Genomic DNA, 25301 nt, shown 5'->3' on the forward strand with positions numbered 1-25301 from the left:
CTACTTAATGCCGATTAAACCACGTTTTCTGTTAATCACATGTTGCTCACATGTTTGCCTAGCCCTAACATAGGCGAAATTGAGATTGTTGTATTTTGCAGTATGTCTATCCAAAAAGAGATGGATAGCTTCTAGGGAGACAAAGATGAGAACGATGGCCCGCAAGAGCTGGTGGATATTGCTAGGCTCGCTATTCCTAGCCGCATGTGGTGGCGGTGATTCGCTTGATGGGAACGCAGACCCTGATAACCCAGTTAATCCAGTGGATCCAGTTATTACTACAGAACTGAGTTTTTGGGATTGCCCAGATCCAAATGCCAATTCTATTGAGGGGTGTACTGCAACTGACTCGTTGAGCATTGGAAACCCTGTTGTGGTTTTTGTTCAAATTTCAAATGATGGTGACGATGCTACTGTTGATCGACAGTTAGTCACCGTAGCTACTGATAAAGGGGTGTTGAGTCCCACTGATGGCAAGGTGCTTACCGATGAGTCAGGAGAAGCGTATGTCCGTATTCTTGCCGGAGCAGATGAAGGTTTGGCTACTGTTACTGCCGACTACGAGGCCGTGCAAGCATCTGACTTTTTGGAAATAGGAAGCGCGCTAGTTGAGCTTTTGGTTACCACGTCTTTGGGAGACGATGAAGAGTTAGCTGACGGGGCTACTATTGCAGTAACTGCTAATGTTACGTCTGATGGTTTACCGTTTACAGGCTCTGTCGTTGTGAACTTCTCATCTTCGTGTGTGCTGCAAGGAACTGCAACTATTGATGCAGAGGTTACAGCTATCAACGGTGTCGCGACATCAACATACCGCTCGGTCGGCTGTGTCGCACAAGATGTGATTGCTGCTGATGTTACTGTTGGGGCAAATACTGCTACGGATACCGTATCTATTAATATCGCTGAAGCGTCTCCAGCTGGTCTTGTATACCTGAGTGCAGAGCCTGATTATATTAATCTCCAAGGGGCAGGGGGGAATACCGTCTCTGAAGTTACTTTTGTGGTTACTGACGAAACGGGTAGTCCTTTGCAGGGGGTTGATGTCGAATTTTTGTTATTCACTTCGGCCGGTGGTACCAATATCCCTCCAGAAAAATCATCTGCACGTTCAGATATTGATGGTAAAGTTCGCACTTCCGTCGTTTCCGGTACAATTCCTGGCTCTGCAAGAGTCCAAGCGTCATTGACAACGGAAACTGGAACTGTTTTCACAACGGTTTCAAGCTTTTTAAGTGTCGGCACTGGCTTTCCAACTAGCGATAGTTTTTCGCTGAGTTTCTCGCGGTTGAATCCAGATTCATGGAAGAATGATGGCATTTTAGTTGATGTAACAATTAATGCTGCAGACCATTTTGGTAACCCTGTACCTGACGGATTCCCTATCTCATTTGTTACTGAAGGAGGCGCGATAGAGTCCCGTTGTGTCACAGAGAACGGGGCTTGCACTGTTATTTGGAGAAGTCAGGATTTTCGCCCTGATGATGGGCGTGTAACTGTCCTTGCTTTTGCTCAAGGCGAGGAAAGTTTCACCGATATGAATGGTGATGGCTTATTTAGCGGTCAAGGGGAGTTTTTCATCGACCGTAACGTGAACGGAGTTTATGACGCCGGGGTCGATAAAATCCCTGATTTGGCAGAGGCATATATTGATGCTAATGAGGATGAGTCTCGTGGGCCAACAGAAGAGTTCATCGATTTTAATAATGATAATCTGTATACCACGGCAAACGGTCAATTTGATGGCTTACTTTGCGATGGCATTGATTGTACCTCTGGCTTTGTCGATGTCGTTGCATCTGGCGTTATTCAGATGGCAAATCGGGGGGATATAGCGCTATATATATGTGGTGATGAGCTTTGCACCTATTCTGGACGTGTAGCAACAGGTTCTGGCGGCACGGTGAAAATGTGTATGTTTGAACAATTCAATACGATAGAGGGAGGGTTGATGAGAACGCCATTGGCTTATGAGGCTATCGTTGACTATGCAGCTAGAGCTCCTGTTCAAATTATAGGTTTGAGCGCTGGCGTTCAAGGGAATTCTAATCAAGTTGTTTCCGCGGCTGGAGCGGTTATCGTTCCTGAGCGCGATATAGATGAGTTGGGCTGTCCTCGAACATCTATCTTCCAGTTTAATTATGATCTTGCTGGTGGAGAAGCTATTACAGGTGCTGTAGACGCTACTGTGACTTATCAAGCTGACGGCTCGGGTGTTGGCGCGGGGGTTCCTTTTATGATTCCTGTAACAGGGACAAATTAAGATTGATTTGCTGTTACTCTGTATAAACCGTGTTCGTTAGCTAGTCAAAAACGCCTGTCGCCCCGACCGCTACAGGCGTTTTTTCATTATTAGTGGCAGAGTATTGGGTGTAAGAAAGATTTACTCAGGTGTATTATTCGTGAACCAGTGCCAAGTCCCTGTCCGCGTACACTAGTGTTACTGAAGCACCTTATTTATATATGAATGTATAGCGAAACCCTATCGTCAAAATTCTTGAAAATGACAACCGTGAGTATGAAGTAAGTTATAGGTCCAGATAAGCTTGTTCATTAGGTAGTGAAATACTTCGAGGAAGGCCTTTCTGACTTATCTTTAATTCGCTCATTTACCGTCTATAAGCCAATGTTGAGGCGTTGTTTTGTTGGTTCAGAGGTCTTTTAATACTTGAACCTAACATAGTTTCTGACGTGCTGTCCTTAAGTTACAGTTACGACTGAAACTGATAGATAGAACCTAGGTTCAAGGTGTTAGTCAATGCGTCCAGGGCTTCCCGGCTCTCGGTCAATAGAGCTGGATCAGCCAAGTCTGCAAAGCTCAGTTGATCACGATAATGCTTATCTGCCCAATCATTAAGCTGTGCGAACAGCGTGTCACTCATCAAGCACTGCTGGTTTACTGCGGCTAATTCTTGTTCGCTTAAAGCAACTCTGAGCCTTAAACAAGCCGGTCCGCCACCATTTTGCATACTTTGTTTCACGTCGAAGTAATGGATCTGCTTAATCGGTGTGCCACGAGTAACCAACTCGCTTAAGTAAGCGTGCACAGCTGGATGTTCTTTACATTCGGTAGGGGCAATAATTGCCATGTCACCGTTAGCTTGGGTGATGATCTGAGTATTGAATAGATAGCTTTTGATGGCTTCTTGTACGGAAACTTCCCTCGTTTTCACTTCTATCAAATAAAGCGATGAGTCACCGAACTTTCTTTCTATCTCTTCGATAACGAGGCTTGAATTGGCAAACGCTTGTTCATGGTAAAACAACACGTTACCGTTACCAACGGCAATCACATCATTATGGAATACACCCTGATCAATGACGTCGGGGTTTTGTTGAATGAAAAGTGCATTGCTTTCATTCAAACCATGTAAGCGCGCCACTGCCTGACACGCTTCCAAGGTATGGCGTGCTGGAAATTTACTCGGTGCTGGTTGGCTAAGATCTGTGGCATGCTTACCAAATACAAATAATTCTATTCCTGCTGTTCCATAATCACTACACAATCGTGTATGGTTTGCCGCACCCTCGTCACCAAATAGATCGTTGTCTGGTAGGTGTTGGTGGTGGGCAAAGTGCTGCTCAGAGTCGAAGATGCGTTGTAAAATACGCCCTGTTGTCGTCGGCTCTAGTGAGCGGTGGAACTTGTTCGCTAAGTTGGCAGGCGTAAAATGTACGCGTTTATCTGCTGTGTCTGCACTGGGTGAGACGGTGGCTGCATTAGCTGTCCACATGCTGGAGGCAGAGCTGCATGCCATCAGTAATGCTGGCGCTTGTTTCGCGGCTTGTTGGATCACCTGAGCATCACTGCCTGAAAAACCTAAGCGACGAAGGGTATAGACGTCAGGACGCTCCTGAGGCGCAAGAACGCCTTGTGTCATACCCATATCATGCAAGGCTTTCATTTTGCTTAGACCTTGCTTGACCGCGGCTCTGGGGTTAGAAACTGCTGCGGCATTGTTGAGTGAAGCGACGTTGCCAACGGAAAGCCCCGCATAGTTGTGGGTTGGCCCAACAAGGCCATCAAAATTAGCTTCTACGTATTTCATTAAGGCTCCGGAGTTATGGGGCTGTGTTTTTATTGTTTTATTGAACTACCGCCCGATTATAGTGAAAACATCGCGGTAAACCTATGGTGACCCGATCGACAATATGACCTATTTGTGTCGATTGATGTTGACAGAAATGCATCTGACGGGTTAACCCTCTATATATAGAAGTCCAATGGTGGACGATTGATGACAGGAAAGTATGTCTAAATCACTGGTAATTGTAGAGTCTCCAGCCAAGGCGAAGACTATTAATAAGTATCTGGGAAACGAATTTGTCGTTAAGTCCAGTGTCGGTCATGTACGCGATTTGCCCACAGGCAGCAAAGGGCGCGCGCCCGCGGAAAGGCAGTCAACAAAAGGTTTGTCTGCGGAAGAGAAGGCGGAGTTAAAGAAAAAGAAAGATTATAAAGCCTTAGTGACGCGGATGGGTATCGACCCGAAAAAATCCTGGGAGGCGCACTATGAAGTGCTGCCGGGTAAAGAGAAGGTCGTCAACGAGTTACGCAAGATCGCCAACTCTGCCGACACTATCTATCTGGCGACGGATTTGGATAGAGAAGGGGAAGCGATTGCTTGGCATTTGCAGCAGATTATTGGTGGCGAGCCTGAGCGATATCGCCGTGTCGTGTTTAATGAGATCACCAAGAATGCGATCCAAGAGGCTTTCTCAAAACCTGGTGAGTTAAATGTTGATCGTGTTAACGCCCAGCAAACCAGGCGTTTTCTTGACCGCGTTGTTGGTTTTATGGTGTCGCCGTTGCTGTGGAAGAAGATTTCACGGGGACTATCCGCTGGGCGAGTGCAATCTGTTGCCGTACGTTTGGTGGTCGAGCGTGAGCGCGAAATTAAAGCTTTCGTTCCAGATGAATACTGGAATATTCATGCCAATACATTGACGAAAGCCGGAGCACAGCTTCAGCTTGAAGCGGCCAAATATAATGGCAGTAAATTAGTTTTAGCCGATAAAAAGGCCACTGACGCCGCATTGGCTGCGTTGAAGCCCGCTGATTTTGTCGTTTCGGAACGAGAAGATAAGCCGACAACCAGCCGTCCGTCAGCGCCGTTTATCACCTCGACTCTGCAGCAGGCGGCTAGCACGCGTTTGGGCTTTGGTGTGAAAAAGACCATGACTATGGCGCAGCGTCTTTACGAAGCCGGTTACATCACCTACATGCGAACGGACTCGACCAATTTGAGTCAAGAAGCGGTGGCTGCGGCGAGGGAGTTTATTTCCGAACAGTACGGTGAGAGTTACTTACCGGGCAAAGCGCTGGCGTATGGTAGTAAAGAAGGGGCTCAGGAAGCGCACGAAGCGATACGGCCTTCTGAAGTCACTCGCGTTGCCGATAGCCTTGGTGATATGGAACGTGATGCCGTTCGCCTGTATGAGTTGATTTGGCGTCAGTTTGTTGCGTGTCAAATGGTACCTGCGAAGTATGACGCTTCCACTATCCGTGTTACTGCAGCGGGCTACGAGCTTACCGCAAAGGGACGTACGCTGCGTTTTGATGGTTGGACTCGAGTTCAGCCACCAGCTGGTAAGAAAGAGGATGTGGTACTGCCCAGCGTTGCTGTTGGAGATATGTTGGCGTTGCAGTCTTTGGATCCGAGCCAACACTTTACTAAGCCTCCGGCGCGCTTCAGCGAAGCATCTTTAGTAAAAGAGCTGGAAAAAAGAGGGATCGGTAGGCCGTCAACCTATGCATCGATTATCTCGACGATCCAAGATCGTGGCTATGTACGTGTTGATAAGCGCCGTTTCTATGCCGAGAAGATGGGCGAGATCGTTAATGACCGGCTGGTTGAGAATTTCTCTGATCTGCTTAATTTCAGCTTTACGGCTGAGATGGAGGATAGGCTGGATGAGATCGCTTCAGGCCAACAAGGCTGGAAGGAAGTACTGGATCAGTTTTATGCTGAATTTAAAGAACAATTAGATAAAGCCGAGTTGCCCCCGGAAGAGGGCGGGATGCGCCGTAACGAGATGGTGCTGACGGAGATTGAGTGCCCAACATGTTCTCGGAAGATGGGTATCAGAACAGCATCCACGGGAGTGTTTCTAGGCTGTGAAGGTTATAACCTGCCGCCAAAAGAGCGTTGTACTACGACGTTGAATTTGGTGCCCGGTGATGAGGCGGTTGCCATAGACGCCGATGATGAAGCGGAAGCGCAAGCGCTCGTTGCCAGAAGGCGTTGTGGCAAATGTGGCACGTCGATGGATAGTTATTTGCTTGATGAGCAGCGAAAGTTACACATTTGCGGCAGTGCGCCAACCTGCGATGGTTTTGATGTTGAAATAGGCCAGTTTAAGATTAAGGGCTACGATGGTCCGGTCTTAGAGTGTGATAAGTGCGGATCCGAAATGCAGCTGAAGTCTGGCCGATTTGGTAAGTACTTTGGTTGTACTAACAGTGAATGTAAGAACACTCGTAAGTTGCTTAAATCAGGAGAAGCGGCGCCACCGAAAGAAGACCCTGTGCAACTGCCTGAGCTCAAATGCGAAAAGTCTGATGCACATTTTGTACTTAGAGATGGGGCTGCAGGAATATTTTTAGCTGCCAGCACATTCCCTAAATCCCGCGAGACTAGAGCGCCATTTGTTGATGAGCTACGTCGTTTCCGTAGCCGTATTTCGCCGAAGTTCCATTATTTGGCTGATGCGCCGGCAACCGATGATAAAGGGAATCGTTCGTTGGTACGCTTTAGCCGTAAGACGAAGACTCAGTATGTTACCAGTGAAGTAAACGGTAAACAGACGGGTTGGATGGCTGTGTACGAAGATGGTAAATGGCGTGAGCAAACCAAAGCGCCTGCAGCCAGAAAGAAGAAATCTTCGTAAGGGGACGAGGGGCTTCGGATGCCCCCGTTCGCATCTCTAGATATTTAGATAATAAAAAAGCGGGCTGATTAAGCCCGCTTTTTTATGTTCATTTCTTAGCTTTGCCGGAGGGTTACCACTTTTTCTTCGGCTGGAATAACACGTCGAGATCGTCTTTCTCTTGTTCTTGACGTTTTGATATTTGCTGGTCACTCTCTTTCTTAACCGAGTTAGCAATATCTTCAGATAGTCTGTCGACCTCAAGGATCTTCTCCCTGATATATTCATCGGGGTTTGTCTGGTTATGCAGCAGCCTTTCAGCCTTATCCAGAAGCTCGCGTGCGGAGCCAAATTGGCGGAGTGCTCGAGCAGCAAGCGCTCTCTTAAGTGCATTTTCGACACTTATTTTTAGTTGGATACGGTCGAGGAACTTTTCCTCTTTGGTGAAGGTTGAAGGATCTATACGCCCTTTGTTGTGCTCTGAACGCAACACCAAACGTAACTTTTTGATCCCCTGAACAAACTGAACAGCGACTTTCTCGCTGTCTGGGTAGTTAAATGAAGCTTCATCAGGCTCAGTAAATTCTTTATTTATCTGCGCTATTAATGACTCTAACGCACGCATCCGCTTGTTTATTTCAATACTTTCAGAAGAGACCTCTAGTAAAGCGTTTAACGCCTCAATATTGCGTTTGTAAAGCATCAAAGTGACATTTTTGGTCATAGGCAGCTTAGATGCGTAGCTGAGCAACTCTTCCGTTTCGTCGATAATTGCTTTTTGTCGGGCTAATTCGGCACGTCTCTCAGCTTCTACTTTCTCTTTGTGCTGCTGAATCACGTTAACGCCGATCACCAGCAACAGCAGGATACCTATCAAAACTATAACGATGGTAAAGGTCATGATTAAGCCCGATTTAATTGTATGGGTACTAGCCCGGTTACTTTAACGAAATTCAAGGGATTAGGGTAGCCTCAAGGTGAAAACACTGCCGTCCGAATCGCTTTTATTCTTTAATTCTATGTTACCACACAGATCGCCCCGTTTATGTGCGGCAGCAATCAGTCGTGCGAAGAAGAGGCCTAACCCCGTTCGCCCAGTTTGAATATTGAAATTGTCTTGAATAGGCTGGTTTAAGGTTAGCATCTCATCTGGATAACCTCCTCCATTATCAACGATTTGCATCACAAGGTAGCCATTTTCTTCCTGTGCTTTGATTTCAATTCTGTTCTTTGTGTAGCGCATCGCGTTGACGAGGACGTCATTGAGCAAGGATCCAATCAGATCCTGATCGAGATACCAGGCGAGATCTGACTCGATATCAAGTTCCACATCAATTTTGCGGGAGCTGATATAGAGTTGATTTCTGGATATTAGCTCTTCGACCAGATCTTCAATAAAAAACTCTTCGATATGCAGAGGTAACTGTTGTTGATCAGCGCGGTACAAGGCGAGCAGGTGGAGCAGATCACCGTTAAGTCGGGACGCTTCATAATGCAAGTTGGCAAGCTCAGGCCCATATTTGGGGTTTTCCTCAGTGATCTGCATCGCTAAAGTATCTAAGGATTGGATGAGCATGCACAGGCTGTTCTTCATGTCATGAACACTGGTCGCTAGCACTGATGCAAAATCAATGCTCGGTTTGTTTGCTGTGGTACTCATTCGCTCTCTCTTAAATTGGCGTAGCGTTGGATAAGCTGCTGCACTTTACCTGCTCTAGCATCGCTATCGGGCAGCCTTCTGCTTAAAGCTAAACAGCTTTTGCAGGTCAGTTTTTCGTTTCTTGTAAGTGTGGCTGTTTCTGCATGTTTCAGCAGTGCTTGCGCTAAATTAATCGCAATAGTAATGCTATTGGGGTGCTGTTGATGAGCGGTGTTGAAAAACCGAATAGCTTCTTTGAAGTTACCTTTTTTATACTCCTTCAATGCTAAGACATTGTCGGTGCACTTTTCTTCCGTTGAGTTTGCCACGATGTTTATTTGCGTCGCTATTGCTTCCTGCATTTCGGTTTCTTTTAGTTGTTCGCACACATCACTGATCTGCGTGAGAAAGGAAGTTTCTTGGATGCAGTTGAGTGATGGTAATAGCTCTTTCTTTAACCGCTGAAAGCTCTCTTTAGCCGCAGCATACTTCTCTTCGAGAAGCGCGGCTTGGGTGCGGGCAAGCGCGATGGACCAGAGCATAAGCATTGATGAGGGGTATAGCTTCTGGTCTTCTTTGAGCGCAGTCTGGAGTTCGGCTGCTACTTTCTTTTTGTTTAAGCCACTGCTTGTTTGGATTTTTTTGAGTAACACCTGTTGTCGTTGGATAAAGTCATCAGGGGTTTTCAATGCGGATGTTTTAGCCAATTTTGTGAGCAACCTGAAGTAACGTAACTCTCCATCAAGGTCACTGTTCTTTTGTGCAAGTCTGATAGCGTTACGCAACCGGCACAGGCTTCTGGGGCTGAGGTGGATAGCCTGCTGCAGTGCGGCTTGTGCGTCGCTCAGATCGCCACTCATCTCTAATGCTCGCGCTTTCAAATCCCAAGCTTGCACTGCGAGTGGGTTAGCTTCTAAAAGTGGATCTAGAGAGGTTAGGGCTTCTTCTGCTTTATTTTCTGCTAAGTCACATTCGACCAAGCCAAGCTGTGCCCAAAGCAGTGGCCGAGTCTCTACAGCAGCATTAAAAATATGTCGGGCTTCAGTCCATTTCTGCTGAGCAACATAGATCTCTGTGAGATATCTAAGGCTGGTGGCTCTGGCTTTTGGCTCTGTTTGAATCAAGCGATTTGCTAGTTGTTCAGCGAGGGGGTAGTTCTTCTCATCTAATGCTTTGAGTAGCGGCGAGAGTAGCTGTTTTTTTGCTAGTAGCCTATCGATACGTGTATGTAAGGTCGTTTTGGTAAATGGTTTTGTAAGGTAATCGTCTGGACGACACTCTAGTGCCCCCATCACCATATGCAGTGAATTCTCGGCCGATGCCATCAGATAAAGCGTATCTCGCCGTAATATCCCTAACTGGCTAAGTTCTTCCAACAGTTGCTGACCATCTTTGCCATCGCCTAGGTTGAAATCAGATATCACGACGTCGTGACGATGCTCACTGTAGAGCTCAAAGGCGTCTTCAGCGTTACTGGCTAAGTCAATCTGCTTAGCACCAAACTCTTCCAGCATCTTCTTGACGGTCATGCGGAACTCAGAAAAGTCATCGATGACCAAGAATCGTCTTTTCGAATAACGTTGGAAGTGTGCTGTCATTGAGTTGGCGTTTGCCAACGGCGGTACTCCCTTGAATGTTTAGCTAAAGGATTGGTCAAACTGACGTGATCGTAAAGTCAAATGAGCAGTATTTGAGGGAGAGATAACGGTTTTTTATTAAATTTCACTGTCATAGCGGCGTTTATGACATAGAATTTTAAATCATGATGGCAACAACCATGTTTGGCGGGCAATGAAACTACAGCAATTGCGTTATATCGTAGAAGTGGTTAACCACAACCTGAACGTTTCAGCGACGGCAGAGAGTTTATATACCTCTCAGCCAGGCATTAGCAAACAGGTACGAATGCTCGAGGATGAGTTGGGTATTCAAATTTTTGGCCGCAGTGGCAAGCACCTCACTCACGTGACACCTGCTGGGCAAGAGGTGATGAACATTGCCACCAGCATATTATCGAAAGTTGAAAGTATCAAAGCGGTCGCCCAAGAGCACACTCAACCGGATCAGGGGGTGCTTAATATCGCCACCACCCATACTCAGGCTCGATATGCCTTACCTAAGGTGATCAAAGGCTTTATGGATCGTTACCCTAAAGTGTCGTTGCACATGCATCAGGGAACGCCAAGCCAAATTAGCGAGGCCGCAGCCAAAGGGGAGGCGGATTTTGCTATTGCGACGGAAGCGTTGCACTTATATCACGATCTTGTGATGTTGCCTTGCTACCATTGGACGCGAAGTTTGGTCGTACGACCTGATCACCCTTTAGCGCAGTGCAAAGAGTTAACCATAGACGAACTCGCTAAGTATCCGTTAGTGACGTACGTGTTTGGATTTACCGGACGCTCTGAATTAGACACGGCCTTCAATCAGGCAGGGATCTCCCCTCGGATCGTATTTACCGCAACAGATGCGGACGTAATTAAAACGTACGTACGGTTAGGGCTTGGGGTCGGCGTTATTGCGACCATGGCGGTTGATGAAAATGATGATAAAGACTTAGTCGCTTTGGATGCCAGCCATTTATTTGAGCGCAGCACTACTATGATTGGGTTTAGAAAGGGGACTTTCCTGCGTACCTATATGTACGACTTTATCGAGCGCTTTGCACCGCATCTAACCCGAGATGTTGTTGAACACGCGATGTTGATGCGAAATGTTGAAGAGGTTGAACGGCTATTCTCCAATTCAGAATTACCTGTTCTTTAAAAGGGGCGCTCCGTTAGGTCGGTGCATTTAGTTGCTTGATTAGGTCCACTAGTATGTGGGCCGTCATCCCCCAAATCAGTCCGTTTGACGAGTAGCTGCCGAATATCTCTAGTTGCTCATTGTTTATTGCGACTGTCTCCCCATGGAAAGCGTGTGGTTGAAGAATTTCCGATGCTGGTAAGGAAAATAGTTCCGCAACTTCAATTGGATCGGGTGAAAATTGGTCGTGACTCAGCATGCCTAGAAAGGGTTGAACGAAAAATCCAGTGCGGGTAATACGCGACGGTAAGACACCCAGAACCTTGATAGTCGATGCTGATATTCCTAACTCCTCTTCTGTTTCACGTAACGCCGTCGCCATTAAATCTGTATCACCGAGCTCCCGTTTGCCGCCGGGAAAGCAAATTTGATTTGGATGATGAGGTATATCATCGGGCCGTCGGGTAAATACGATCTGCAATTGGCCATCAACCAATTGTAAAGGAACGAGAACCGCCGCTTCGATTTCACCGTTGTAGCTCTGTGAGGGCGGCGGCGGATGGAGTAAAAAACGGTTGAGTAGTGCTTCGAGTTTCATCTATGTGTCGTCAGCCTGAGAGGGAGACTTTGTCTCGCTAAGAATGGGTAGGATCTTAGCCAGCTTATCTAGAGTTTCTTGATACTCCTCATCACAATGAGAGTCTGCGACTAAGCCCCCGCCACCCCAACAGTAGATCGTCTGTTTTTCACCGATGAGTGTACGAATAGCGATATTGGTATCCATACGTCCGCATGCACTTAAATAGCCAATGGCACCGCAGTATGCACTGCGCCGATGAGGCTCAAGCTGTTCAATTATCTCCATGGCGCGCACTTTGGGGGCGCCGGTAATTGAGCCTCCAGGGAAGGCGCCTTTGAGCAGATCGTAACAGTCAGCGTGATCAGCAAGTTCAGCTTCTATGGTACTAACAAGGTGGTGTACGGCAGGGAAACTTTCGACAGCAAAAAGGCTCGGCACGCGAACACTGCCGACGGTGGCCACCTTACTTAAGTCATTACGTAATAGGTCAACGATCATCAGGTTTTCTGCCTGATCTTTTTCCGCAGTTAGTAGGTCCTTCACTGCTGCTTCATCTTCTGCGTCGCACAACTTACGGCGACGAGTACCCTTAATGGGCTTCGTTTGAATACGGCCATTGTCGAGTAGCAGCAGGCGTTCAGGTGATAAACTGATTATCACTGTGTCAGGTAGTTTAATGTACGCTGAAAAGGGGGCGTTATTTGCTCTGTGTAATTTTTTAAATGCTTGCCATTCACTGCCTTGATAGTGCGCGTGCAGGCGCTGGGCGAGGTTGATTTGATAGCAATCCCCGCTGCGGAGAAATGACTGCACCTGATGGAATTTCTCAGCATATGACTCGGGCGTCATATTAGAGTGCCAGTCGCTGATCAATGAAAATGGTTGCAGTTCAGCGGCTGCCTGGTTCGAAGATAAGTAAAGCTCTTTTGCTTCCTCGAGACCCGCTGCCGACCATGCAAACGCTGTTACTTTGCCGCTTTTTTTGTGGCGAATCAGCCCTTTGTCATATAAGCCCAAAGCAAGATCCGGCAGCGAAATATCATCGATTGCGGTGTTCGGGAGCTTTTCGATGTAGCGACCCAAGTCGTAACTAAAGTAGCCTAGCCAACCGCCACAAAATGGCAGCTCACAGGATGGTAGCTCGGGCATAAATTCCTGTTGTAAGCAGCGCATCGCTTCAAATGGCTCTGCCGGACACGGGATATTGGCGCCTGTATTACTGGTTGCCTGACTACTGCCATTCTTGGCGATGAGTACGAGTCTGGGTGAGAACACGGCGATGTCGTATTGGGCATCTGTGTGGGATGAAGTGCCAGAATCAAGCAGCATCGACCATGGACGCTCAGCAATTGTTGAGAATACTTGCAGTAAACTATCGGCTTCGCCGGTAAAGTGATGAAGATGCAACAAATTATTCACTCTGGATCTGTTAAAACGTGCGCTAAACGGGGTAGTTTGGTGTCGCTACCGAGAGTATCATATCTTCAGAACCCCGTTATATTTGGCTGGATAATACCCTTGTCTAGCCGTGTAAAGAATCGATAGCCATAAAAATATAAAAGCGGCAATGTTGGAATGTGACCGCCAAACCTGCGAGGTAGCATACAAATGACTCTGATCCGGCAACAAGATTTTATCCAAAGTATCGAAGATTCCCTGCAGTTTATCTCCTATTACCATCCTCTAGATTTTGTGCAGGCAATGGAGAAGGCCTATCACGCTGAACAGAGTCAGGCGGCGAAAGATGCTATTGCGCAGATATTAATAAATTCCAGAATGGCAGCTGAAGGGCATCGGCCTATTTGTCAGGATACCGGTATCGTCACTTGTTTTGTCAAAATTGGCATGAAGGTGCAATTTGAAGGTGACATGACGGTTCAGGAGCTGGTTGATGAAGGTGTACGCCGTGCTTATAGCAACCCTGACAATCCGTTGCGTGCTTCTATTGTTAGTAACCCCGTCGGCAAACGTACAAACACCAAAGACAATACACCGGCCGTTGTGCATGTCGAAATGGTTAAGGGTGACAAAGTTGAAATCATGATCGCGGCCAAAGGTGGCGGTTCAGAAAACAAGTCGAAGTTTGTCATGCTCAACCCAAATGATTCAATCGCTGACTGGGTGATTAAGACGTTACCGAGTATGGGAGCCGGCTGGTGTCCCCCTGGCATGTTGGGCCTAGGTATTGGCGGTACTGCAGAAAAAGCAGCTGTGTTAGCGAAAGAGTCACTGATGGATCCGGTGGATATTCATGAGCTCCAAGCGCGAGGCGCAGAAAACGAAGAAGAAGCGTTACGTCTGGAGATCTTCGAAAAAGCGAATAAGTTAGGCATCGGAGCGCAGGGGCTTGGCGGGGTTACCACCGTCTTAGATGTGAAGATTAAGACTGCACCGACTCATGCCGCAAGCTTACCTGTGGCGATGATCCCGAACTGCGCTGCCACTCGTCACGCCCATTTCACCCTCGATGGCACAGGCCCTGCCCACTTAACACCGCCAGCGCTTAGCGATTGGCCTGATATTACCTGGGAGGTGGGTGATGAAGTGCGCCGAGTGGATGTTGACACTGTGACGGCTGAAGATGTGCAGAGTTGGCGTACGGGTGAGACTGTGTTGCTGTCCGGTAAGATCCTGACAGGGCGTGATGCAGCCCATAAACGACTCAAGGATATGCTCGATCGTGGAGAGTCATTGCCGGATGGGGTGGATTTCAATAACCGCTTTATCTATTACGTGGGGCCGGTCGATGCGGTGGGCTCTGAGGTTGTTGGGCCAGCAGGTCCGACGACGGCAACACGAATGGACAAATACACGGATCTCATGTTGGGTGAAACGGGCTTACTAGGCATGATCGGTAAAGCAGAGCGTGGCCCCGCAACGGTAGAGTCAATTAAACAACATAAAGCGGTTTATTTAATGGCCGTGGGTGGCGCGGCCTATTTAGTCGCAAAAGCGATTAAGAAATCTCGCGTTGTTGCTTTTGAAGAGTTGGGTATGGAAGCTATCTATGAGTTTGAGGTGGAAGATATGCCAGTGACAGTGGCTGTTGATTCCACTGGGACTTCCGCTCATGTAACAGGCCCTGCAGAGTGGAAAGTTAAACTCCAGGATGTTTAATCATCAGCGGGCGTTGGTTTTTGAACCTATTGTTCGCAAACGCGGCAACCGCTGCGTTTTGTGGCTTTTTATTGCACTTTTGTAAGCGTTAATAGTCGTATTTAATCAAAGGATTGACTAGTCTGAAGCATAGTCAATTCTTTGTTCTGTCATGTGTTGAACCACGGTAGGTAATTATATGGTGTTCCTAAGTTGGAAACGTGTTGCTGCAATGTTCATAAGTATTTGCAGCGTGCTCTTTGGCACTGTTCACGCTGAAGAAACGGTTTCTGCTCACGCAGATGTTGTTCATCCGATTAAAGTCTTTAGATTAACTTCACCAGGGGAAAGAAGTCTGCGGGTTTTTCAAGGGCAAACGGAAGCCAGTCAACGAACCTCTTTAGCATTCCGAGTCCCAGGTCAACTGATTGAATTCCCCGCTTTGGCTGGTCAATCGGTTAAAAAGGGTGAACTGCTAGCGCGTTTAGATCCCATCGAATATAAATTAACTAAAGATAAGGCTGAAGCTAACTATCAACTTGCTTTGGTGGAGTTTAAACGTACGGAACGTTTAGTTAAGGATCAGCTGGTCAGTCAGCAGATGCATGATCAAAACAGAACGTTGTTAGCCCGGACAAAGGCAGCGCTTGAGCAAGCCCAAGCAAATGTAGGGTATACCAGTTTGCGTGCGCCTTTTGATGGGGTTGTTTCCCGTACCGCGGCGGAAAATTGGGACTATGTGATAGCTAAGCAACAAGTCCTCAATATTCAAGCGGATGGGATGACCGACGTGAAGATCCAAGTTCCACAAAATGTCGTGACTCAGTTATCGCGGGAATTTGTTTTAGATCTGAAAGCTCTCGTCCGTTTTGTTGCACAGCCCCAATACAGCTATTTTGCTGCGGTTACTGAGGTTGATACAGAAGCGGATGCTAGCACTTTAAGTTATGAGGTGACTTTATCTTTACCGACGCCAACTGATTTTAATGTTTCTACTGGTATGACAGCTGAGGTTGAAATTGATATGTCACCTCTAGATCCACATGAATCTGAATACTATGTCTTACCGGTCACCGCGGTTGTGGGTGAAGGGGATAATCTTAAAGTGTGGCGTATAGCACCTGAGACAATGACTGTTTCCGCTGTTGACGTCGAGGTCATCGGCCAGTCCGCCGCGGGTTTGAAGGTTAAAGGCCCGTTAACGAGCGGAGATATATTGGCTTTGACCGGTACCCGTTTATTATCCGATGGTATGCGTGTTCAGGAATGGGTTCGCGAACGCGGGCTGTAAAGGAATGAGGATTAAAGTAATGAAATACATGACTTTTCAGCCGAGAGTTTTAGCGCATACCGTTTGCGCGCTATTGGCCACAGGTTTAATGGCCTGTACGCCTGCAGAGCAGGCGGTGAAAGCGCCGCAAAATGTTGAAGTGGTGCGTGTAAGTTCAGATATCGCCAGAACAAAGAGGGATTTTCCGGCGGTGATACAGGCGAATAACTTGAGTCACTTGTCATTTCGAGTTGAAGGTGAACTAAAGACCTTGCCCGTGACGTCTGGTATGAACGTCAAAAAAGGCGATCTGCTGGCGACATTGGATGCTGCAGATTATGAGCGCCAGGTCACCGACACTAAAGAAACGTACAAGTTAGCCAAGCTTAATTTTGAGCGGGCCCAGAAATTGATTAAAACGGGGGCCATTTCAGCGTCGGAAAGTGACAAGCTGGAAGCGGAATATCTGATTGCTAAGGCGAATCATGAATTAGCCAAAATTCATCTTGGCTTTACCCAGTTGCGGGCGCCGAAAGACGGCATTATTGGCAGAGTCATTGCCGATAACTTTGAGAATGTCAGAGTAGGAGAGGCGATCTTAACGCTACATGATGCAGAAACCTTGGAAGTGCAGGTCAACGTATCTGAGCAGCTATTGGCTCTGGCAAAACCGGATCGAGAGAGCCGGAAGGCGGCGTTTCAGGTGAGATTTGAGAGCTTACCTGGCAAGGTCTATACCGCAACCTCGTATGAGTTTGAAACAGAAAAAGATCCTCAGACTAAATCCTATTTAGCGAAGCTCTTAATGGATAACCCCGTTGATGTGCCAATTTTTCCAGGCATGAGTGCCGTGGTCACTGTCGACATGAGTGATATCGAACGGGATTCATTTCAGGGGATCAACCTACCTAGTTCAGCGGTTGTATTTCGCCCTGATAGTGACATCGATGGCAGAAATACATTTGTGTGGAAGTTGTCCGACGATGAGAAATCAGTGTCTATGCATGCGGTTGAAACACGTAAGTTAGGAAGGACAGGAATTGAGTTGAAGAGTGGGGTCAAACCTGGGGACGTTATTGTGACATACGGACAGCAGCAGTTGTTTGAAGGCGCGCCGGTTAAAGTTGTTGCAGAGAAGGAGATCAAGGGATGACCATTGCTGAATATTCAATAAAAAATAAAGTAATCAGTTGGTTATTAACACTGATCTTTGCGTTAGGTGGATTTGGTGCCTATTTGGGTTTGGGTCAGCTTGAAGACCCCGAATACACAATTAAGGATGCGGTTATTGTCACCTCTTATCCTGGTGCTTCACCACAACAGGTAGAGGAAGAGGTTACTTATAAGTTAGAGATGGCTATCCAGCAGCTCTCTTATGTTAAGGAGATAACCTCGATTTCAACGGCTGGCTTATCGCAAATCACTGTAACGATGAAGAATAAGTATGGCAAAGAGGCATTGCCACAGATTTGGGATGAGCTGCGCCGAAAGGTTGGCGATGCCGCCCCGCAGTTACCACCGGGAGCCAGTGAGCCTTTAGTTAATGATGACTTCGGTGATGTTTATGGTGTGATGATTGCGTTTACCGGTGAAGGTTATAGCTATAAAGAGCTTAATGACTACGTTGATTTTGTGAAGCGAGAGGTCGAGGTCATTAATGGTGTCGGTAAAGTTAATTTAGCCGGTGTGCAAGACGAAGAGGTATTTGTTGAGATCTCTTACACCAAATTGTCTGCACTTGGGATCGCGCCAGATACAATTTTTGATCTGCTAAGTACTCAAAATATTGTCGCACCAGCGGGATCGGTGAGTCATGAAGATGAGTACATCCGTATCTATTCTACCGGTGAGTTTACTAACGTCACAGAACTGGAGAATTTGATTATTGCTGGAGCCGGGTCGGACAAGTTAGTTTATTTGCGCGATGTCGCTCGGGTGTACCGAGGCTATGAAGAGATCCCTACCAACATATACAACTTTCAGGGGCAACAAGCGATCAGCATGGGGATCTCATTTGCTTCAGGTGTCAACGTTGTTGATATCGGTAAAGCAGTGCGTGATCGTATGGCTGATCTGGAGTACACCAAGCCTCTTGGCATGGAATTGACCTACATCTATGACCAGCCAAGCAGTGTGGCCGTGTCTGTTAAAGGCTTTATCCTTAATTTGGTCGCTGCAGTTGTGATTGTAGTGGTGGTGCTGCTGTTCTTTATGGGCGTAAAGAGTGGCGTGCTTATCGGCTTGATCCTCGCGTTGACGGTTTTTGGCAGTTTTATTTTTATGAAGCAGATGGCCATTGATCTGCAACGTATCTCATTGGGCGCTCTGATTATTGCCCTGGGGATGCTAGTGGATAATGCTATTGTGGTGGTTGAAGGCATATTGATCGGTGTGCAGAAAGGGCGCACCAAGCTGCAGGCGGCTGTCGATATCGTTGAACAGACCAAGTGGCCATTACTAGGTGCTACTGTTATCGCGATTACCGCTTTTGCTCCTATTGGTCTGTCTGATGACTCTACCGGTGAATTTGCCGGCAGTTTGTTCTGGGTATTGATGATTTCACTCATGATGTCCTGGTTCACGGCGATTACCTTGACGCCATTTTTTGCCAATATGTTCTTTAAAGAAGCCGAACCGCAAGCTGAAGGTGAGGAGAGTAAGCCGCAAGAAGACCCTTACAAAGGCGCTGTGTTCGTCCTCTATAAAAAGGCGCTGGACGCCTGTATGCGCTTTAAGTGGTTCACTCTGGGGTTGATGGTTGCCCTGTTGGCTTTGTCTATTGTTGGTTTTGGTCACGTTCGGCAGGCTTTCTTCCCTCCTGCAACAACGCCTATTTTTCTTGTCGATGTCTGGCTACCTCAAGGCAGTGATATTCGTTACACGCACGATGTTGTGAGTGAAATGGAAGGCTGGATCATGGAGCAGCCAGAGGTAAAACAAGTCACCTCCACGACAGGCCAAGGTGCCCAGCGTTTCATGCTGACCTATGAGCCAGAGAAAAGTTACTCGGCATATGCTCAGATATTGATCAACACCAATAGCTCAGAAGAGATGCATCCAATGATGTCTCGTTTGCGCGATGAGTTTGCCGTTACCTATCCTCAGGCATTGATTAAGCTAAGAAACTTGGAGATCGGGCCCTCGCCGGCCGGTAAAATTGAAGCTCGTTTTACAGGCGCAGATCCTGCGGTACTACGAGAGTTAGGAGAGCAGGCGAAGCAGATTTTACGCAATGATCCTGTGGCCACTAATATTCGCGACGACTGGCGTCAACGCTCAAAACTTATTCGTCCTGCGTTCGATGAGTCGTTAGCGCGCCGCGCGGGAGTTAGCCGTAGCGACCTGGATAACACGCTTAATATGAGTTTCTCAGGTCGAAATGTGGGCTTGTATCGTGATGGTACGGATATGTTGCCCATTGTCGTGCGTTTGCCTGATGAAGAGCGGGTCGACATTACCAGTTATGAGTCACTGCAGATTTGGAGTCCTACGCTGCAGCAGTACATTCCAATCCAGCAGGTGGCTCCTCAGTATCAACTGACGTGGGAAGACTCGATCATTCAGCGTCGTGATCGTAAGCGTACATTAACTGTGATTGCCGATCATGATCTGTTAGGTGAAGAGACGGCGGCTCAGGTATTTGAGCGGGTTAAGGGGCCCATTGAAGCGATAGAGTTACCACGTGGATACTACCTGGAGTGGGGTGGCGAATATGAAGCATCAGGTGACGCATCATCGGCACTGTTCGGTTCGCTGCCGATGGGCTTCTTGAGTATGTTCCTGATCACCGTCTTCTTGTTTAATTCCTTCAAGAAACCTCTGGTGATCTGGTGCTGCGTGCCGTTGGCGATGATCGGTATTACCTTTGGCTTGCTGGTGTTGGACGCGGCATTTGGTTTTATGGCTCTGCTTGGTGCGCTAAGTTTGGTGGGCATGCTATTGAAGAACGGTATTGTACTGCTTGATCAAATTAACCTGGAGTTGGAGAGTGGTACCGAACCATACGAAGCGATCTTTATGTCGGGTGTCAGCCGTGTACGCCCTGTGGCCATGGCTGCTATTACGACGATATTAGGTATGCTGCCTTTACTTGGCGATGCATTCTTCGTTGATATGGCGGTGACCATTATGTTTGGTTTAGGTTTTGCTACGGTGCTGACGCTGTTGGTTGTGCCTGTCATCTTTATGGTCTTCCATGGCATTAAATATCGTCCGTTGAGCGAACTGTGATCAGTTAATTGTGTGACGTTAGGAAGCCCGGCTAAAGCCGGGCTTTTTTATTGGCATTTTGCCCACTGTTTGCTTGGATATAAGCTGATATGGGGTTGTTCGAAAGGTGAGCTGTGAAACGTTTAATGCTAATCCGGCATGGAAAGTCTTCGTGGACTCTCGACGCTATCGGTGATCTGCTGCGGCCGTTAAATAGCCGTGGCTATAGTAACCTTGATGTGATGGTGGGGCGAAATATCTTGAGAGATAACACCCCTGATCATATCTGTTGCAGCCATGCTGTGAGAGCTTATTCAACAGCACTTGGGCTTTGTCACGGCTTGTCTATTACTATCGACAAGCTCAGTATATGCCCCTGGATATACACCGCTGCAGCCGATGAATTTTTGTCACGAATGCAGTCTTATTGGGGAGATAATGAGCTGATATGGCTAATAGGTCATTATCCCACCTTGGAAAGTTTAGTCACACAGCTGGTTCCTAATTGCAGTGTGAAGATGCCGACCTTATGCTGTGTACTGCTTGAATACGATGAAACAAGCAGCGTTTGGCATTTGCTTGATGCGGATTGTCCGAAAAGCAATTTTGTGTTGTCCCAAGTCTCTGAATGATCGGAGCTGTTTTAGAAGAGGAATGATGGATCAATTACGTATCGCGATGATCAGTACTGGCGATGAAGTATTGCAAGGGGATATTGTTGATACTAACGCCGCTTGGCTTAGTCAGTTATTGAATGACCATGGTTTGCAGATGAGTTGGCGATTAACCGTGGCCGATGATCTGGAAGCGCTGCAGCAGGCCTTTCTCTATGCTAGCCAACATGCCGAGGTAGTGATAGTCAATGGTGGTCTTGGACCAACAACGGATGATCTTAGTGCCGAAGCCGCGAGCCTTGCTTTGAATGAGCCCTTGGTTGAATTTGTTGACTGGACCCGCGTGATGGAGTCCCGTTATGCTCAGCGGGGACGGGTAATGCCAGAAAGTAATCGTAAGCAGGCGATGCTGCCTGGTTGTGCCCAGTTAATTGACAACCCGGTTGGTAGCGCTTGTGGCTTTCGCTTTCCTTTAGGTAGTGCTGAGTTATTTTTTACGCCGGGAGTGCCATCTGAGTTCAAGTATATGGTTGAGCATTTTATTCTGCCTGTACTACAAGATATTGCCAGGTCAGAGGCGCCAACTATTGAGCGCTGGCTGACTTTTGGTTTAAGTGAATCTAAGCTCAGTGACGCTCTAAATCCTATCAAGTTGCCTGCCGGCGCAGTGCTTGGTTACCGATCGGCGATGCCATCGATAGAAGTGAAGTTGAAATACACGGCGGGTTTACCGCAACCAGATATTGCGTCGGCCAAGCAACAGATTACGGATCTGCTTGGGGAAAATCTGTTTTGCCATCATAACCAGGGATTCGCCGCAGAGATCCAGCGTTTGATGTTGCGCCATGGTAAAACCTTATCTCTCGCGGAGTCGTGTACCGGCGGTATGATCGCTGCGCAATTGGTAGAGCAAAGCGGTAGCTCTGCTTATTTTTTACGGGGCTATGTGACCTATTCGAATAGCGCTAAATCTGAAGACCTAGGCATACCTGAAGCCCTTATTGAGCAGCATGGTGCGGTGTCACTTGAAGTGGCAGAAGCGATGGCTAAGGGAGCGAGAAAACAAGCACGTACCGACTTTGCAGTTGCCGTCACAGGTATTGCCGGCCCCGATGGCGGTAGTGAACAAAAGCCTGTTGGGACCGTTGGTTTCTCCTTAGCAACCTCTCAAGGCTGTTACAGCCAAATGTTGCGTTTACCGAATCGTGGTCGCACTTTGATCAGAGAAATCGCAGCGGCGATGGCGTTAGATATGTTACGTCGGTTTCTTAACGGCGAAACGGTATTAGGTGACTATGAGTTTATTCAGCGGGTAGAGGAGAGGAGACCCGGCTAACGCATTATGAGAGACACGACTTAGTAAAAAAACGGCCCGCAAGGGCCGTTCCTGTTTATATGGTGTAGATGTCGTTACCAACCACACTGACGACCAATGTTTTGCTGATCAAGCCAGGTTTTTAGGGGAGCGAAATAGTCTAGGATCGCTGTTGCGTCCATCTGCTTACTGCCAGTGACGATCTCCAAGGCCTCAGGCCAAGGTTTGCTTGCGCCCATGGCTAACATCGCATTGAGTTTTTCGCCGACCTCTTTGTTGCCGTATATCGTGCAGCGGTGAATCGGTCCGTCATTACCCGCCATTTCACATAAGGAACGATGAAATTGGAACTGCAGGATATGTGCGAGGAAATATCGCGCGTATGGCGTATTGCCGGGAACATGATATTTGGCACCAGGATCGAATGCATTCTCATCTCGCGAGATAGGCGCCTTTACGCCCTGATACTCTTCACGTAACTGCCACCATGCTTGGTTATACTGTTGTGGCGATACTTCACCTGAAAAGACCTGCCAACGCCACTTATCAACCAGCAAACCGAATGGGAGAAATGCCACTTTATCCATCGCCATCTTCATCAGCAGGCCAAGATCTTTATCCGCGCTGGGTATCTCTTCCGCGGTGAGTAAGCCAGTTTGACGCAGATACTCTGGGGTAACGCTTAACGCAATAGTGTCCCCAATGGCTTCGTGGAAGCCATCGTTCGCACTGTTTTGGAATAGCGTTGATTGATCTTTGTATGCACGTTGGTAGAAGTTGTGCCCCAACTCATGGTGAATAACCGCATATTCTTCACCTGTTTTCTGGATACACATTTTAATGCGAATATCCTCTTGGTCGTCCAGATCCCAGGCAGACGCATGGCAAACTACATCACGATCAGCAGGCTGGGTGAATAGCGAACGTTGCCAGAACGTATCAGGCAGCGGCTCAAAACCTAGAGAAGTAAAAAAGCGCTCGGCCCCTTCAACCATTTTTAACTCATCGTAGCCGTGGACAGCGAGCTGCGTGGTGAGGTCGAAGCCTGGATCGGCATCTTCAGGTGCTGCGATATTGTAGATGTTGCCCCAGGTTTGCGCCCACATATTACCCAGTAAGTGGGCTGGGATAGGTTGATCGGGGGATACTAAGTCTGTGCCATAGGTTTCACCTAGTTTCGCTCGAACATGACAGTGTAGTGCTTCGTATAGCGGTTTAACTTGTCCCCATAGACGATCCATCTCTACTGAAAAGTCTGTCGGTGACATATCGTAGTTACTGCGCCACATCGTCCCTAAGTCGTTAAAACCTAACGCCTTGGCACCTTCATTAGCCAAGGAAACCTGGCGCTCATATAAAGGCTTCATTGGAGGTGATACGTCGCGCCAGCCTTGCCACAGAGCAAGTAGTTCGTCGGCATCACGTGAGCTAGCCATGATGTTGCTCATTTCAGGTAAAGTCAGGCAGTTGTCTGCGCTGAGACAATATTTTCCTTTGCCATACATGCCATTGAGATCCGCAGCCAGTTTCGCTAACTCGGCATTTTTGTCTGCATCAGCCGGGGCGGGGAGTACGATGGAAAATTTTAATATATCGAGTTTGCGCCGGGTTGAGGCTGCTAGGTCAATGCCATCAAATTTAGCTGCCTCATGGGCCAGCCGCACTTGTGCCGCGGTATAACGGCTATTTGCGTCAGCAGCTAATGAAGCGGTGTCTTCAGTAATAAAGTTTTGGTAGATCCATTCAGCTCGATATAGCTCTTTGCGTAATGTCGCCAATTCATCTTCGGCATTGATAAGGAAGGATGAAGCAAGTGAAGCGGGATCGATCTCTATCTGCTTAGGCTCGACTGCTTGCTCTCCGCATGCTGCCAGTGCACTGGCCAGTGTGATCGCGAGTAAACCCCGGCGAAATTTCTCTGGGTTTGACATGTTTAGTCCTATTTTTATTTTATCTAAGGTCCCTGGAGTGGACGCAGACATGTTAGAGAAGGCAAGCAGATAAAAAAAGACCCAGCAGTAAGCGACAGAACAGTTTGCTGGGCCCAGGGAGAGATATTGTGCGTAAAAAGTAGTTTACGTAAAACATTGGATGCCTTTCAGCGCCTTTAGTTCCGGAAAGTAGCAAATATTCTCAGTGCGTTTATATGCGTGATAAGTGCATGGAAAACCGGTTGTTATTACTGATTTATCTTGGTGAGCAAAGTTCTGGTCAGATCAGTCGCTTGACACGCGCACGGCTTAAACATACATTTGAAACAACTGTTTGAATTCGGGGTTGGTATTAGTGCGGCTTGATACGAAAACAAGAATTTTAGATGAAGCAGAACTGCTGTTTGCAGAGCGCGGCTTCTCCGATACGTCGTTAAGACTGATCACCACGCGAGCTGAAGTCAATTTGGCCTCAGTTAATTATCATTTTGGCTCAAAAAAGGCGCTGATCCGTGCTGTTTTGGAGCGTTATCTCCAAACATTTATGCCCGCTCTTGATGAAGCGCTTAGCAACTTGCTTAAACAGCAACGGCGCCCTGAAATGACCGAGGTGTTTGAGGCGTTTGTTGAGCCCTTGCTGCTATTAAATGGTATTAGGGAGAAGGGCACAACGTTGTTTATGCAGTTGCTAGGTAGAGGCTATAGCGACACGCAGGGGCACTTGCGTTGGTATTTGATTGCTAATCACGGCGCAGTGATTGAAAGGATCAGTGAAGCGGTGCGCGCCGCGTATCCGGAGTTGTCTGCCAGTGATCTGTTTTGGCGTCTGCATTTCACCCTTGGTACGGTTATTTTTACGATGGCGTCGCAACAAGCTTTGAGCGAAATATCAGATGCTGATTTTAATCAGTCTGTTGATATCGAAGATGTCATTCGACGGGTTATACCCTATATCGCAGCTGGGGTGAGTGCTCCTATTCCAACGAATCTTCGTAATGAAGATAACCACGTTACTTTTTTGAAGGTCTGAAG

17 protein-coding genes are annotated in these 25301 nt (G+C 47.5%); 10 read left to right on the forward strand and 7 right to left on the reverse strand.

The features are described from left to right. Window positions 1–145 precede the first annotated feature (145 nt). Window positions 146–2263 carry an Ig-like domain-containing protein gene (locus tag DU002_RS08750; RefSeq protein WP_114337989.1) on the forward strand — a complete coding sequence of 706 codons (2118 nt, stop codon included), beginning with the start codon at window positions 146–148 and terminating at the stop codon, window positions 2261–2263. A 448-nt stretch (window positions 2264–2711) separates the two neighbouring features. Here the strand turns inward: DU002_RS08750 and astB are convergent, their stop codons facing one another. After that, a complete protein-coding gene (astB, locus tag DU002_RS08755; protein ID WP_114337990.1) occupies window positions 2712–4049 on the reverse strand; it encodes an N-succinylarginine dihydrolase in 1338 nt (445 codons plus the stop codon). 202 nt (window positions 4050–4251) lie between these two features. On the opposite strand from astB, the gene topA reads away from it, so the two are divergent. Further along, window positions 4252–6891, forward strand: a complete 2640-nt coding sequence (gene topA, locus DU002_RS08760; protein WP_114337991.1) for a type I DNA topoisomerase — start codon at window positions 4252–4254, stop codon at window positions 6889–6891. 112 nt (window positions 6892–7003) lie between these two features. Here the strand turns inward: topA and DU002_RS08765 are convergent, their stop codons facing one another. From DU002_RS08765 to DU002_RS08775, 3 genes are read right to left on the reverse strand one after another with little or no spacing between them, the layout of a single operon-like run. Next, complete coding sequence (locus tag DU002_RS08765) at window positions 7004–7771, reverse strand: DNA repair protein (RefSeq protein ID WP_114337992.1); 768 nt, start codon at window positions 7769–7771, stop codon at window positions 7004–7006. Window positions 7772–7831: 60 nt separating this feature from the next. Continuing rightward, on the reverse strand, window positions 7832–8530 hold the full coding sequence (locus DU002_RS08770) for a sensor histidine kinase (RefSeq protein ID WP_114337993.1): 699 nt from the start codon (window positions 8528–8530) through the stop codon (window positions 7832–7834). Further along, the gene (locus DU002_RS08775) at window positions 8527–10125 is read right to left on the reverse strand and encodes a tetratricopeptide repeat-containing response regulator (protein ID WP_147271818.1); all 1599 of its coding nucleotides are present in this window, start codon (window positions 10123–10125) and stop codon (window positions 8527–8529) included. Before DU002_RS08775 ends, DU002_RS08770 begins: the two co-directional genes overlap by 4 nt. Window positions 10126–10300: 175 nt before the next feature. Here DU002_RS08775 and cysB point away from each other — a divergent pair, with 175 nt between their 5' ends. Continuing rightward, complete coding sequence (cysB, locus tag DU002_RS08780; RefSeq protein WP_114337995.1) at window positions 10301–11275, forward strand: HTH-type transcriptional regulator CysB; 975 nt, start codon at window positions 10301–10303, stop codon at window positions 11273–11275. Between the two features lie 13 nt (window positions 11276–11288). On the opposite strand, the gene DU002_RS08785 is transcribed toward cysB, so the two are convergent. Then, the gene (locus DU002_RS08785) at window positions 11289–11852 is read right to left on the reverse strand and encodes an NUDIX hydrolase (RefSeq protein WP_114337996.1); all 564 of its coding nucleotides are present in this window, start codon (window positions 11850–11852) and stop codon (window positions 11289–11291) included. After that, window positions 11853–13253 carry an aminodeoxychorismate synthase component I gene (gene pabB, locus DU002_RS08790; protein ID WP_114337997.1) on the reverse strand — a complete coding sequence of 467 codons (1401 nt, stop codon included), beginning with the start codon at window positions 13251–13253 and terminating at the stop codon, window positions 11853–11855. Between the two features lie 189 nt (window positions 13254–13442). Here pabB and DU002_RS08795 point away from each other — a divergent pair, with 189 nt between their 5' ends. The 6 genes from DU002_RS08795 (at window position 13443) to DU002_RS08820 (ending at window position 22359) form a co-directional block, all read left to right on the forward strand. Beyond that, on the forward strand, window positions 13443–14951 hold the full coding sequence (locus DU002_RS08795) for a fumarate hydratase (protein WP_114337998.1): 1509 nt from the start codon (window positions 13443–13445) through the stop codon (window positions 14949–14951). A gap of 211 nt (window positions 14952–15162) precedes the next feature. After that, window positions 15163–16221, forward strand: a complete 1059-nt coding sequence (locus tag DU002_RS08800) for an efflux RND transporter periplasmic adaptor subunit (protein ID WP_158538008.1) — start codon at window positions 15163–15165, stop codon at window positions 16219–16221. 19 nt (window positions 16222–16240) lie between these two features. Beyond that, a complete protein-coding gene (locus DU002_RS08805) occupies window positions 16241–17353 on the forward strand; it encodes an efflux RND transporter periplasmic adaptor subunit (RefSeq protein ID WP_158538009.1) in 1113 nt (370 codons plus the stop codon). Next, entirely contained in the window at window positions 17350–20430 is a 3081-nt protein-coding gene (locus tag DU002_RS08810; protein ID WP_114338001.1) for an efflux RND transporter permease subunit, read from the forward strand. The genes DU002_RS08805 and DU002_RS08810 overlap by 4 nt, the downstream gene beginning before the upstream one ends. Window positions 20431–20543: 113 nt before the next feature. After that, the gene (locus DU002_RS08815; protein WP_147271819.1) at window positions 20544–21041 is read left to right on the forward strand and encodes a SixA phosphatase family protein; all 498 of its coding nucleotides are present in this window, start codon (window positions 20544–20546) and stop codon (window positions 21039–21041) included. Between the two features lie 22 nt (window positions 21042–21063). Further along, the gene (locus tag DU002_RS08820; protein WP_233496454.1) at window positions 21064–22359 is read left to right on the forward strand and encodes a CinA family nicotinamide mononucleotide deamidase-related protein; all 1296 of its coding nucleotides are present in this window, start codon (window positions 21064–21066) and stop codon (window positions 22357–22359) included. 74 nt (window positions 22360–22433) lie between these two features. On the opposite strand, the gene DU002_RS08825 is transcribed toward DU002_RS08820, so the two are convergent. Further along, window positions 22434–24269, reverse strand: a complete 1836-nt coding sequence (locus DU002_RS08825) for a M2 family metallopeptidase (protein WP_114338004.1) — start codon at window positions 24267–24269, stop codon at window positions 22434–22436. A gap of 355 nt (window positions 24270–24624) precedes the next feature. On the opposite strand from DU002_RS08825, the gene DU002_RS08830 reads away from it, so the two are divergent. Beyond that, complete coding sequence (locus DU002_RS08830) at window positions 24625–25299, forward strand: TetR/AcrR family transcriptional regulator (RefSeq protein WP_114338083.1); 675 nt, start codon at window positions 24625–24627, stop codon at window positions 25297–25299. The last annotated feature ends 2 nt before the right edge of the window (window positions 25300–25301 follow it).

This window comes from Corallincola holothuriorum (assembly GCF_003336225.1).
Lineage (GTDB): Bacteria > Pseudomonadota > Gammaproteobacteria > Enterobacterales > Neiellaceae > Corallincola > Corallincola holothuriorum.

What these genes read in the sequence shown, in the direction of transcription:
- DU002_RS08785 (WP_114337996.1), bottom strand. Translation starts at nt 11,852, where the DNA reads ATGAAACTCGAAGCACTACTCAACCGTTTTTTACTCCATCCGCCGCCG.
- topA (WP_114337991.1), top strand. Translation starts at nt 4,252, where the DNA reads ATGTCTAAATCACTGGTAATTGTAGAGTCTCCAGCCAAGGCGAAGACT.
- DU002_RS08805 (WP_158538009.1), top strand. Translation starts at nt 16,241, where the DNA reads ATGAAATACATGACTTTTCAGCCGAGAGTTTTAGCGCATACCGTTTGC.
- DU002_RS08795 (WP_114337998.1), top strand. Translation starts at nt 13,443, where the DNA reads ATGACTCTGATCCGGCAACAAGATTTTATCCAAAGTATCGAAGATTCC.
- DU002_RS08750 (WP_114337989.1), top strand. Translation starts at nt 146, where the DNA reads ATGAGAACGATGGCCCGCAAGAGCTGGTGGATATTGCTAGGCTCGCTA.
- DU002_RS08820 (WP_233496454.1), top strand. Translation starts at nt 21,064, where the DNA reads ATGATGGATCAATTACGTATCGCGATGATCAGTACTGGCGATGAAGTA.
- DU002_RS08770 (WP_114337993.1), bottom strand. Translation starts at nt 8,530, where the DNA reads ATGAGTACCACAGCAAACAAACCGAGCATTGATTTTGCATCAGTGCTA.
- astB (WP_114337990.1), bottom strand. Translation starts at nt 4,049, where the DNA reads ATGAAATACGTAGAAGCTAATTTTGATGGCCTTGTTGGGCCAACCCAC.
- DU002_RS08800 (WP_158538008.1), top strand. Translation starts at nt 15,163, where the DNA reads ATGTTCATAAGTATTTGCAGCGTGCTCTTTGGCACTGTTCACGCTGAA.
- cysB (WP_114337995.1), top strand. Translation starts at nt 10,301, where the DNA reads ATGAAACTACAGCAATTGCGTTATATCGTAGAAGTGGTTAACCACAAC.
- DU002_RS08825 (WP_114338004.1), bottom strand. Translation starts at nt 24,269, where the DNA reads ATGTCAAACCCAGAGAAATTTCGCCGGGGTTTACTCGCGATCACACTG.
- DU002_RS08810 (WP_114338001.1), top strand. Translation starts at nt 17,350, where the DNA reads ATGACCATTGCTGAATATTCAATAAAAAATAAAGTAATCAGTTGGTTA.
- DU002_RS08765 (WP_114337992.1), bottom strand. Translation starts at nt 7,771, where the DNA reads ATGACCTTTACCATCGTTATAGTTTTGATAGGTATCCTGCTGTTGCTG.